This window comes from Janthinobacterium sp. GMG2, from assembly GCF_033949445.1.
In the GTDB taxonomy this organism is placed as follows: domain Bacteria; phylum Pseudomonadota; class Gammaproteobacteria; order Burkholderiales; family Burkholderiaceae_D; genus Janthinobacterium; species Janthinobacterium aestuarii.
Map to the genome: position 1 here is coordinate 71,684 of NZ_JAXAWA010000003.1, position 11,946 is coordinate 83,629.

An 11,946-nucleotide genomic window follows, 5' to 3' on the forward strand; every position below is an offset into this window, starting at 1 on the left:
CCATAGCGAGCCTTGCAAGCCGATTTTATCCAATGCGTTCACCCAATGCCATGTGGTCTTCCCTGTTATCGATCTGTCCGTCGCGCAAGTACAGCACGTGCTCGCCCAGGATGCGCGCATCTTCCGGATCGTGCGTGATCAGGATCATGGGCACGTCCAGGCGCTGTTGCCACTGGCTCAGTTCCAGCCGCATTTTGACACGCAGGGCCGGATCGAGGGCGGCGAACGGCTCGTCGAGCAGCAGCGCGGACGGCTCGGCCACGAGCGCCCTCGCCAGCGCCACCCGTTGGCGCTGGCCTCCGGACAACTCGTCGGGGAACTGGTGCGCCAGTTCCTGCAAGTGGAAGGCATCGAGCCAATGCTCGACCTTCTGCAATTTTTCGCGCGCGCGCGGATTGAACCATCCCCGGCTCAGGCCAAAGCCCACGTTCTGGCGCACCGTCAGGTGCGGGAACAGCGCGTAATCCTGGAACAGATAGGCGACGTTGCGCTGCTGCGGCGGCAAATTGATGCCGGCGGCCGAATCGAACAGGGTGCGCCCGTTCAGGCGGATATGGCCTTCGTCCGGCGTGAAGAGTCCGGCAATGGCTTTCAGGGTCATGCTCTTGCCGGCGCCGGACGGGCCATACATGGCGATGCGCTGGCTGCCGGACGTACATTGCACCTGCAGGTCGAAGCGGCGTTTGCCGGAGCGCAAGGTGGCGCGGATGTCGAGGTCGAGTTGCATGGGCGTCATCCTCAGCGTCCTTTGTGCGCGACGCGCCCGGGCGCCAGGCGGCCAGCCGACAGCAGCACCACGATGCAGACCACCGAGATGATCACGACCAGCGTATTGGCCACGTCGTCCTGGCCCGCCTGCACGGCTTCATACACGGCCACCGACAGGGTCTGTGTCTTGCCGGGAATGCTGCCGGCCACCATCAGGGTGGCGCCAAACTCGCCCAGCGCGCGCACGAATCCCAGCAGCACGCCGGCCAGGATGCCGCGCCAGGCCAGCGGTAACGTGACGCGAAAGAAAATCGCCAGCTCGGAAATGCCCAGCACGCGGGCCGCCTGCTCGAGCTGGCCGTCGACGGCCTCGAAGGCGGCGCGCGCGGGCTTGAAGACGAGAGGGAAAGCGACCACGGTGGAAGCGATCACGGCACCCTGCCACGTAAAGATGAGGTTGATGCCGAAGTTGTCCTGCAGCCAGATACCCAGGGTGCCGCGCCGGCCCAGCAGCACCAGCAGGTAGTAGCCGAGCACGGTGGGCGGCATCACCATCGGCAGGGTCAACAGGGCGTCGAGCAGCTCGCGCCCGGGAAAACGCGTGCGCGCCAGCAGATAGCCCGTGCCGATGCCGAGCAACAAGTTGAGTGCCGTGGCCCACGCCGCCACTTTGAGCGACAGGGCCAGCGCGGTCCAGGCGATATCCATGCGCAGTCGTTTGCTTTATGGTTTCTTGAAACCGTACTTGGCGAGGATGGCTTGCGCCGGCGTCGTCTGCAAATAGCTGACAAAGCGCTTCGCTTCGGCCCCATTGCCGCTGCCCTTGATGGTGGCGATCGGGTACAGCACGGGCGCGTCCAGCGGCACCTCCAGCACCACGTTCACCTTGTCCTTCATGATGGCCGCGTCGGTCGCGTAGACAAAGCCCGCATCGACTTCGCCGCGCGCCACGTAGTCGAGCGACTGGCGCACGTTCTGCGTGCCGATGGCTTTCGGTTGCACGGCGTCCCACAGCTTCGCCTTCTTCAGCGCGCCTTCGGAATAACGGCCGACGGGCACGCTGGCCGGATTGGCGATGGCCACGCGGGTCACGCCCTTGTGCGTCAGGTCAGCCAGTCTCTTGATGCCCAGCTTGCTATCGTGCGGCACGATCAGCACCAGGCTGTTGCCGACGAAGTCCATGCGCTCGGCCGGCAAGACGAGGCCCTGCTTTTGCGCCGCATCCATGGTTTCCTGGTCGGCCGAGGCAAACACGTCCACGGGTGCGCCCTTGACGATCTGCTGCAGCAGCACGCCCGAAGCGGCGAAGTTCAGGGATACCTTGCTGCCCGGATACTGCGCCTCGTAGCTTTGCGCCGCCTCCTTGAATGCATTCGTCAGGCTGGCCGCGGCCGACACGACCACTTCACCGGCAAGGGCGGACGAGGCGGCGGTGGCGAAGAGGGCGGCGCCGAGCAGTGTGGCGAGGGAGGTGAGGCGCATGATCGTATCCTTGATGAGAAGAGAACCAGGTCCGTAATATACACCGATATATAGCGATCTGCCATCGCACAGGTCAAGCCAGCGCAAGCTGCATTCCCTGATATACTGTATATAAACACAGTATATTGAGGTGAGCCATGGAATTGACGGACAAGCTGGAAATCCTGGCCGACGCGGCCAAGTACGACGCGTCCTGCGCCAGCAGCGGCGCGCCCAAGCGCGATTCCATCGGCAAGGATGGCTTTGGTGCCACCTCGGGCATGGGCATTTGCCACAGCTACACGCCGGACGGGCGCTGCGTCTCGCTGCTGAAAGTGCTGCTGACGAATTACTGCCTGTACGACTGCCAGTACTGCGTCAACCGCCGCACGTCGAACGTGCCGCGCGCGCGCTTTACCGTGGCCGAAGTGGTGAAACTGACGAGCGACTTTTACCTGCGCAACTACATTGACGGCCTGTTCCTCAGTTCCGGCATCATCCAGTCGGCCGACTACACGATGGAGCAGCTGGTGCAGGTGGCGCGCGAGCTGCGCGAGGTGCACCAGTTCCGCGGCTACATCCATCTGAAAACCATTCCCGACGCCGATCCGGCCCTGATCGCGCAGGCGGGCCGCTATGCCGACCGGCTCAGCGTCAACATCGAACTGCCGACACAGGACAGCGTGCAAAAGCTGGCGCCGGAAAAGAGCGTGCATACGATCAAGCTGGCGATGGGGTCGATACGCCGCAAGCTCGACGAGAAAGCGGAAGAACCGCGCGCCCCCCGTTTCGCGCCGGCCGGGCAAAGCACGCAGATGATCGTCGGCGCCGATGCCAGCGACGACCAGCAGATCCTCTCCACGGCCGAGACCCTGTACGGCAGTTACAAACTCAAGCGCGTGTACTACTCGGCCTTCAGCCCGATCCCCGACAGTCCGAAAAGCGTGCCGCTGGCGCCGCCGCCGATGCTGCGCGAACACAGGTTGTACCAGGCCGATTTCCTGCTGCGCAGCTATGGTTTCCAGGCCAGCGAATTGCTGCCCGCCACGGGCGGCAACCTGGCGCTCGATATCGATCCGAAACTGGCGTGGGCGCTGGCGCACCGCGAACATTTTCCGCTGGACTTGAACCGCGCGGCGCAGCACATGATCGCCCGCGTGCCCGGCATCGGCCTGCGCAATGCCCAGCGCATCGTCGACCTGCGAAGGCTGCGGCAGGTGCGCTACGCCGATCTGTCGCGCCTGCGCTGCAGCATGAAGAAAATTGCGCCCTTCATCATCACGGCCGACTACTTTCCCGCGCGCGACACCACCGCCTCCGAACACCTGCGGCGCGCCATGGCGGAGGCACCTCAGCAGATGAATCTGTGGCCGGAGCTGCAGGCGGCATGAGTACGGTGGTGCGGCTGGCGCAATCGTTCGACGAGTGGCGCGCGGCGGCGCGCGAACTGATCACGCTTGGGGTGCCACCTGCCGACGTTGCCTGGCAGTCGCAAGGCGGTGAGGGCGACCTGTTTTCCGCCGCGCCGGATGCCACGGATACCAGTGCGCCACGGCTGCGGCTGCCTCGTCCCCTGGTGGAACTGCTGCAGGCGGCCGCCTGCTTCAACGTGCCTGACCGCTGGGCCTTTTTGTACCAGGTGCTGTGGCGCTGGCAGCTGGGCCAGCACGACGTGATGTCGCCGGCCGACGCGGACGGCGCGCGCCTGCACGCCATGGTCAAGGCCGTGCACCGCGAGGAGCACGACATGCATGCGTATGTGCGCTTTCGCGAGCGGCCAGAATGCGAGGGCGCGCCCCGTTTTGTCGCCTGGTTCGAACCCGTGCACGAGGTGCTGCCGCAGGTGGCGCGCCACTTTGCCCGCCGCATGGGAGCTACCAGCTGGATGATCGCCACGCCCGCCGCCAGCATGCTGTGGGATGGCACGACCTTGCACGCGGGCCCCGCACTGATGCAAGGCGCGGCCGACATCGACGATGCGGGCGAAGCGCTATGGCTGACCTACTACCGCAGCATCTTCAATCCCGCGCGCGTGAATGCGGATTTGCTGCACAGCCATATCCCCTCGCGTTTCTGGAAAAACCTGCCGGAAGGCGCCATCGTGCCCGCCATGCTCAGCGGCGCCGCCAACGGCGAACGCCGCACGGGCCAGACGGCCAGCGTGGGCCAGCGCAGCGGCGCGGCCATGATCCCGATTGCCGCCGAGCGCGCCCAGCCGGCGCGCGAGGTAGCGACAAGCCTGGACCAGTGCCGCCGCTGCGAACTGTGGAAAAGCGCCACGCAAGCCGTGCCCGGCATTGGCCCGGCACAGGCGCGCATCATGCTCGTGGGCGAGCAGCCGGGCGACCAGGAAGACCTGGCGGGACTGCCGTTTGTGGGCCCGGCCGGCGCGCTGCTCGAGCAAGCCATGCAGGAAGCGGGCATGGCGCGCGACAGCATCTATCTGACCAACGCCGTCAAGCATTTCAAATGGGAACCACGCGGCAAGCGCCGCCTGCACAAGACGCCCGCGCAACGCGAGATCCTCGCCTGTCATGGCTGGCTGGAAGAAGAGATTGAGCGCGTCCAGCCGCAGGTGATCGTGGCGCTGGGCAGCACGGCCTTGAAGTCCATCCTGCAGGATGGCGCGACGAGCATGACGCCGCTGATCGGCACGCCGGTCCAGCATGCGGGACGCTCGGTGGTGACCGTGTATCACCCGGCGTATGTGCTGCGCGCGCCGGATGAGTCCAGCCGGCGGCAGGCTTACGCGGTCATATTGGCGGGGCTGCGGCAGGCGCTGCGGCTAGAGCAGGATAGCCATCACAGCGTCGTGGCCGGCACATCCTGTCCCTCATCGCGCCGCGCATAACGCTGCGCGATCACGGCGCAGATCATCAGCTGAATCTGGTGAAACAGCATCAGCGGCAGGATCACCATGCCCAGCGAACGGGTGGAAAACAGCACCTTGGCCATCGGTACGCCGCTGGCCAGGCTTTTCTTCGAGGCGCAAAAGACGATGGCGATTTCATCTTCCTTGTTGAAGCCTAGACGGCGGCTGACGAAGGTGGAGATACCCAGCACCAGCGCCAGCAGCAAGGTGCTGATCAGGCCCAGGGCGACCAGGGTTTCCACGGAAATCGTATGCCACAGGCCTTCGCTGACGGCTTCACTGAAGGCCGTGTAGACCACCAGCAAGATCGAACCCTGGTCGACGTATTTCAAGGTGGCTTTATGGCGGTCGACCCAGCGGCCGATCCAGCGGCGCAGGAACTGGCCGGCCAAAAACGGCAGCAGCAGCTGCATGACGATGGACAGCACGGCGTCCACGGACGACTTGCTTTCCGCGCCCTTGGCCACCAGCAAGCCGACGAGGATGGGGGCGAGGAAGATGCCAATGAAATTCGAAGCCGAGGCGCTGCAGATGGCGGCCGGCACGTTGCCGCGCGCCATGGCCGTCATGGCGATCGAGGATTGCACGGTCGACGGCAGCGCGCACAGGAACAAGATGCCCATGTACAGGTCGGGCGTGAGGAAGGTCAGCGCCAGCGGGCGCAGGGCCAGGCCCAGCAGAGGAAACAGGACAAAGGTGCTGGCCAGCACCAGCAAGTGCAAGCGCCAGTGCATGGCGCCGGCCACCACGGCTTCGCGCGACAGCTTGGCGCCATGCAGGAAGAACAGGGCGCCGATGGCGACCGTGGTGATGTTGCCGAAGACCACGGCCGTCTGGCCCGTGCAGGGCAGGAAGGTGGCCAGCGCCACGGTGACGAGCAGGGCGATGGTGAAATTATCGGGTTTCAGATTGCGCAGCAGGGCAGCGGGAGAAAAAGAAGACATGCGGTAGCCTGGTAACGGCGCAGCCTTGCACGCTGTGCCGGGGATGACAAACGGCGCCGGGAGCGGCGCCAGTGCCAGCCATTCTACCTGCTTCCAGGCAGCTTGCCCGGAAGCAGCAATGCTCCTCTTCCGGCCCCTCCTTACACGATGCCGCTGCTGCTGGCGCCTGCCCTAGGTGGGCGCGCCACACCGCGCTGCTCCCGGTAGCCGCTGCCGCGATAGCAGGCCACAGGATCGATGGCGGCGCCCGAGCGCTGGCGTGCCATCGCCAGGATGGCGCTGACATCGGTGCGGAACGCCTGTTTCAGTGCTTGCGCCGAGGCGTGCACATCGTTGGCTTCCTGGTAGTGGCGCAGGGCGGCGCGGTCGACCAGCGCGGACTGGATGAAGGCGCGCTGCACCTCGACGGCACTGCTCATCAGGCTTTCGATGGGGTCCGTCACATTGTGCGACTGGTCCAGCATGTAGGCAGGGTTGAAGGCGGCGCCCTCGCGCGCGGCCGCATCGGCCAGCTCGTTGAACACGAGGAACAGCTGGAAAGGGTTGATGCTGCCCGAATCGAGGTCGTCGTCGCCGTACTTGCTGTCATTGAAATGGAAGCCGCCCAGTTTGCCGAACTGCGCCAGGCGCGCGACGATCATTTCGATGTTCGTGTTCGGCGCATGGTGGCCCAGGTCGACCAGGCATTTGGCCTTCGGTCCCAGCGCGCTGGCGCAGGCAAAGCTGGTGCCCCAGTCGGCGATCGTGGTGGCGTAGAAGGCCGGCTCGAACAGCTTGTGCTCAATAAATAATTGCCAGTCGGCGGGCAGGGCGCCGTAGATGTCGCGCATGCTGTCGAGGTAGCGCTCGAGCGCGCCGCGCAGATTGTGCTGGCCCGGAAAATTCGCGCCATCGCCCACCCACACCGTCAGCGCCGTCGAGCCCAGCGCACGGCCCAGTTCGATGCATTCGATATTGTGCTCGACGGCCTGCGCGCGCACGGCCGCGCTGTGCGACGTCAGGCTGCCGTATTTGTACGACTGCGCCTGTCCGGCCTGGTCCTGGAAGGTATTCGAATTGACGGCGTCAAAGCCCAGGCCGTAAGCCTGGGCGGTCTCGCGCAGGGCGGCCGTGTCGCTGACCTTGTCCCATGGAAAATGCAGCGAGACGGCGGGCGTCGCTTGCGTCAGCTGGTTGATGACGGCGCAATCTTCGAGCTTTTCAAACACGTTGCGCGGTTCGCCCAGGCCGGGGAAACGGGCAAAGCGCGTGCCGCCCGTGCCGGTGCCCCAGCTGGGTACGGCCACGGCGAAGGTTTGCGCCAGCGCCGTCAATTGCTCGATATCCTGGCCGCGGCGGGCCAGCACGCCGCCCAGGGCCGCATAGTCGGCGTCCAGGTTCGCTTGCAGCTTGGCATTGTGGTCGGCCACCAGGCCGCTGTCGATCATGGTATGCATCTTGTCTCCTTGCGCGCAGCGGCGCCATGGCCGGCTGCGTCGTTTTTTTAGATTAACGTGTAAATGCGGCCGCGTTGCCCGCGTCGACATTGATGATATTGCCCGTGCTCTTGGCAGCCTTGTCGCTGGAAAGGAAATACACGGCTTCGGCAATATCTTCCGGCAGCACACTACGTTTGAGCATGCTGCGCTGGCGATAGAATTCCTCGATGTCGCCCGTCTCGATCTTGTTCGAGGCGGCCCGCTCTTCCTTCCACTTGCCATCCCAGATGCGCGAACCGCGAATGACGGCATCGGGGTTGACCACGTTGACGCGGATGCCGTGCGGCGCCCCTTCGAGCGCGATGCAGCGGGCCAGATGGATTTCCGCCGCCTTGGCGGTGCAATAGGCCGAGGCGCCGGCCGATGCCACCAGACCGTTCTTGCTGGCGACAAACACCATGCTGCCACCGAGCTTCTGCTGCTGCATGATGCGGAAAGCGGCGCGGCTGACGAGAAAGTACCCGGTCACCAAAATCGACTGGTTGCGTTCCCACATCTCCAGGGTCGTTTCTTCCAGCGGCGCCGAGGAGGCGATGCCGGCGTTCGACACCAGCAGGTCGATGCCGCCAAAGCGCAGCGCGGCCGCGTTCAGGATGGCCTCGACGTCGTTTTCGGCCGTGATATTCGCCCGCACCGTGGCGATATTGTCGCGTCCCGCCACCTTCAGCAGGCTCTGCTCGGCCTCTTCCAGCGCGGCGCCGTCGATATCGGTCAGCATCACGCAAGCGCCTTCCTGCAGCAGCTGGCGCGCCACGGCCTGGCCGATGCCGCCGCCGCCGCCCGTCACCAGCGCGATGCGCCCGGCCAGGCTTTTGGGCTTGGGCATGCGCTGCAGCTTGGCTTCTTCCAGCAGCCAGTATTCGATGTCGAACGCTTCCTGTTCCGGCAAGCCCACATAGGTGTCGACGCCATTGGCGCCGCGCATCACATTGATGGCATTGACATAGAACTCGCCGGCGATGCGCGCCGTCGCCTTGTCCTTGGCGAACGACAGCATGCCCACGCCGGGGATCAGATAAATGATGGGGTTGGCGTCGCGCACGGCGGGGCTGTTGTCGTGCTTGCAGCGCGTGTAATAGGCGAGGTAGTCGGCGCGGTAGGCGGCCAGCGCCTCGTCCAGGCCGGCGACCAAACGGTCAAAATCAGGATAGGCCGGATCGAAGTCGATCACGAAGGGGCGGATCTTGGTGCGCAGGAAGTGGTCGGGGCACGAGGTACCGAGCGCGGCCAGCGGCAGCAGGTCGGCGCTGCAAACGAATTCGAGCACGTTGGCGCTGTCGTCGAAGTGGCCCAGCTTGTACTCGTCCTGGCTGATCTTGCCGCGCAGCACAGGCATCAAACGCTGCGCCAGGGCCGCGCGCTCGTGCGCCGGCAAGGGTGCGGACTTGGCGCCGCCGAACGCCGGCTGCTTGGTGTTGGCGGCCAGCCAGTCTTCCGCGCGCTTGATGATGGCCAAGGTGGTTTCGTAGCAGGACTTGGCCGTGTCGCCCCAGGTAAACAGGCCATGGCCTTCGAGGATGATGCCTTTCAAATGCGGCTGCGACTGCGACAGCGCTTCGAGTTTGAGGCCCAGGTCGTAGCCGGGACGCTGCCACGGCAGCCAGCCCAGTTCGCCTTCGAAAATCTTGTGCGTCAATGCCTGGCTATTGGCGCAGGCGGCAATCGCGATCACGGCGTCCGGGTGCATATGGTCGACATGCTTGCGCGCGATATACGCATGCAGGGGCGTGTCGATGCTGGCCGCGCGCGGGTTCAAATTGAAAGTGCAATGGGGCAGGTAGGCAACCATTTCATCTTCCAGCGCCAGGCCACGGTAGCGGCCCTTCAGCGCGCGCAGCTTGTCCATGTACAGGGTGGAAAAGCCATCGAGCTTGATGCTGCCCAGGTCGCCGCCGGAGCCTTTCACCCACAGCACCTCGACCTCGTCGCCGGTCAGGTGATCCGTCATGCGGATCTTGGCCGAGGTATTGCCGCCGCCGAAATTGGTGATGCGCATGTCGGAACCGAGCAGGTTGGAACGGTACAGCAAAAGCTCCGGTTCGCTCAAGGTCGCGGCGTGCGCATCGTCCCATAGCGAGGCCATGGGCGCAGGTGGTGTGGTGTCCATCGTGGCGGTCATACAGTGTCTCCATTCTTGGTTATGCGTGCGGATCGCCATGGCCGCATCTGTGTGCGGGACGCCATGACGGCAGCACTCAGTAGAAGCCAGCGTGCCAATCATGTCAATCAACAAGCAATCAAAAACGTGAGGGAAACGCAAATAATCACCAGGTTGATTGGAACTCCGATCACGCATTTGCGCGCTATCCAAATAATCACGATGTTGATTGATTGATTGTTGACATGCACTGCTCAACTGCTTAGGCTGGCTCACCGATAAAGAAGTCGTCCCCGGGCAGCTGGTACGGGAGAGGACTCAAAAAGGAGACAACGTGGTTAATCACAAACGCCGCAAAGGCTTGCTGAAACTACTCGCCGAACATAGCGTGGCGAGCGTCGACCAATTGGTCGGCTGGCTCAATTCCTCGCCGGCGACGGTGCGGCGCGATATCGCCTGGCTGGCCGAGCGCAATTTGCTGACCCGCACCCGCGGCGGCGCCGAGAGCCTGCCGCAAAAAAAACAGCGCACGTTTGCGCTGTCGGGCGAAACCTTTCAAAACAACCTGGACCGCTGCGCCGCGCAAAAGCGCGCCATCGCCCGCCACGCCTGCGGCCTGTGCGCCGATGGCGACACCATCATCATCAATGGCGGCACCACCACCTATCGCATGGTCGAGTTCCTGGTCGACAAGCGGCTGAAAATCCTCACCAATTCATTCCTGATGGCCGAGCGCCTGCTGATGTCCAGCGAGAATGAAATCATCCTGCCCGGCGGCAAGGTGTATCGCGAGCAAAACGTCATCCTGAGTCCCTTCGACAACGACATCAGCCAGCATCATTACGCAGGAAAAATGTTCATGGGCGTGTACGGCCTGTCGATGCTGGGCTTGATGGAAGCGGATCCCTTGCTGATCCAGGCCGAGAAACGCCTGATCAGCCAGGCCGAGGAGTTGATTGTCCTGGCTGACAGTTCCAAGTTTGCCAGGAAGGCAGGCCTGATCCTGTGCGGCCTGAACCGCGTGTCCTGCGTCATCACGGACACGGGCGCTTCGGACGCGGCCGTGCAGATGCTGGAGCAGTCGGGCGTCAAGGTACTGGCCGTCGCCCCCGAGGCGATGGCGGCGCCGCTGTCGCCGGCGGAGCAGGCTTGGCAAGAGCAATAGGCAATACCTAGTCAGTGGAAAAAACAGAGGGCTGGAGACATGGTGTCTACCGCCCCGGCAGCAACAATAAAAAAGGAGACGCGGCATGAAATTGAACAAAATGATGGTGACGGCATTGAGCATGTGCATGATCGGCTGCCTGGCCGCCAGCGCGCAGGCGGCGGAAAAAATCAAGATCGCCATGGTCGTCAAGAGCCTGGGCAACGGCTTCTTCGACGCCGCCCACGAGGGCGCGAACGAGGCCGCCAAGCAGCTGGGCGGCGTGGAAGTCATTTACACGGGGCCCACCACGGCGACGGCGGAAGGGCAGATCGAAATCATCAGCTCGCTGATCAGCCAGAAGGTCAGCGCCATCGTCATTTCCGCCAACGACGCCAATGCGCTCGTGCCGATCACCAGGAAAGCCATGCAGCGCGGCATCAAGGTCATTTCCTTCGACAGCGGCCTGGCCAAGGAGGGGCGTTTGATGCAGCTGAATCCGTCCAGCCCCGCGCTGATCGGCCAGAAGCAGATTGAAATGGCGGCCGACGCCATCGGCGGTGCCGGCGACATCGCCATCCTGTCGGCCACGGCGCAGGCGACGAATCAGAACATCTGGATCGGCGAAATGAAAAAAACGCTGGCCCAGCCCGCGTACGCCAAGATCAAGCTGGTGGCCACCGTGTATGGCGACGACCAGTCCGACAAGAGCTACCGCGAAGCGATCGGCCTGTTGCGCAGCAACCCGAACCTGAAAGCCATCATCGCGCCAACCACCGTGGGCATCAATGCGGCCGGCAAGGCCGTCGTCGACGAGAAACTGGTGGGCAAGGTGTATGTGACGGGCCTGGGCTTGCCGTCGGAAATGGCTGGCCACGTAAAAAGCGGCGCCGTGAAAAGCTTTGCCATCTGGAACCCGATCGACCTCGGCTACGCCGCCACGTATGCCGCCCATCAATTCGTCACCGGCAAGGCCAGCGGCAAGCCGGGCGAAAGCATCGCCGTCGGCCGCATGGGCAAGCTGACTTTGGATGCCAGCGGCGAAGCGGCGCTGGCGCCGCCGTTCACCTACAACAAGGATAACGTCGACAAGTTCTCGAAGATATTCTGATTTGTTTGTGTACCGACGGCCGTGGGTCGGATCAGGCGCGAAGCGCCGTAATCCGGCATCACCGGTAAAGCCAACAATATTGTCGGGTTACGCGCTGGCGCGCTAACCCGACCTGCGAATATCTCTCAAG

General features: G+C 63.9%; 10 protein-coding genes. 4 read left to right on the plus strand and 6 right to left on the minus strand.

Annotation, left to right across the window (positions count from 1 at the left end; genetic code table 11):
- Nucleotides 1-25: 25 nt before the first annotated feature.
- From SKZ59_RS12370 to modA, 3 genes are read right to left on the minus strand one after another with little or no spacing between them, the layout of a single operon-like run.
- On the minus strand, nt 26-727 hold the full coding sequence (locus tag SKZ59_RS12370; RefSeq protein WP_128140677.1) for a sulfate/molybdate ABC transporter ATP-binding protein: 702 nt from the start codon (nt 725-727) through the stop codon (nt 26-28).
- Between the two features lie 11 nt (nt 728-738).
- Nucleotides 739-1,416 (minus strand): molybdate ABC transporter permease subunit, encoded by a 678-nt coding sequence (modB, locus tag SKZ59_RS12375; RefSeq protein WP_128140678.1) that lies wholly within the window; start codon nt 1,414-1,416, stop codon nt 739-741.
- Between the two features lie 15 nt (nt 1,417-1,431).
- Nucleotides 1,432-2,190, minus strand: a complete 759-nt coding sequence (gene modA, locus SKZ59_RS12380; RefSeq protein WP_319991943.1) for a molybdate ABC transporter substrate-binding protein — start codon at nt 2,188-2,190, stop codon at nt 1,432-1,434.
- A gap of 137 nt (nt 2,191-2,327) precedes the next feature.
- On the opposite strand from modA, the gene SKZ59_RS12385 reads away from it, so the two are divergent.
- Together SKZ59_RS12385 and SKZ59_RS12390 are read left to right on the plus strand one after the other, a co-directional pair.
- Entirely contained in the window at nt 2,328-3,560 is a 1,233-nt protein-coding gene (locus SKZ59_RS12385; RefSeq protein WP_070303174.1) for a putative DNA modification/repair radical SAM protein, read from the plus strand.
- Entirely contained in the window at nt 3,557-5,020 is a 1,464-nt protein-coding gene (locus SKZ59_RS12390; protein WP_319991944.1) for a UdgX family uracil-DNA binding protein, read from the plus strand. Before SKZ59_RS12385 ends, SKZ59_RS12390 begins: the two co-directional genes overlap by 4 nt.
- On the opposite strand, the gene SKZ59_RS12395 is transcribed toward SKZ59_RS12390, so the two are convergent.
- The 3 genes from SKZ59_RS12395 to SKZ59_RS12405 all read right to left on the minus strand — a co-directional run bounded on the left by SKZ59_RS12395 (nt 4,972) and on the right by SKZ59_RS12405 (nt 9,582).
- A complete protein-coding gene (locus tag SKZ59_RS12395; RefSeq protein WP_051991317.1) occupies nt 4,972-5,985 on the minus strand; it encodes a bile acid:sodium symporter family protein in 1,014 nt (337 codons plus the stop codon). The two genes, SKZ59_RS12390 and SKZ59_RS12395, sit on opposite strands and share 49 nt — an antisense overlap.
- 140 nt (nt 5,986-6,125) lie before the next feature.
- Complete coding sequence (gene rhaI, locus SKZ59_RS12400) at nt 6,126-7,421, minus strand: L-rhamnose catabolism isomerase (RefSeq protein ID WP_319991945.1); 1,296 nt, start codon at nt 7,419-7,421, stop codon at nt 6,126-6,128.
- A gap of 52 nt (nt 7,422-7,473) precedes the next feature.
- Complete coding sequence (locus tag SKZ59_RS12405; protein ID WP_083292709.1) at nt 7,474-9,582, minus strand: bifunctional rhamnulose-1-phosphate aldolase/short-chain dehydrogenase; 2,109 nt, start codon at nt 9,580-9,582, stop codon at nt 7,474-7,476.
- Between the two features lie 313 nt (nt 9,583-9,895).
- Here SKZ59_RS12405 and SKZ59_RS12410 point away from each other — a divergent pair, with 313 nt between their 5' ends.
- Nucleotides 9,896-10,726, plus strand: a complete 831-nt coding sequence (locus SKZ59_RS12410) for a DeoR/GlpR family DNA-binding transcription regulator (protein WP_319991946.1) — start codon at nt 9,896-9,898, stop codon at nt 10,724-10,726.
- Between the two features lie 103 nt (nt 10,727-10,829).
- A complete protein-coding gene (gene rhaS, locus SKZ59_RS12415; protein WP_413774557.1) occupies nt 10,830-11,816 on the plus strand; it encodes a rhamnose ABC transporter substrate-binding protein in 987 nt (328 codons plus the stop codon).
- Nucleotides 11,817-11,946 lie beyond the last annotated feature (130 nt).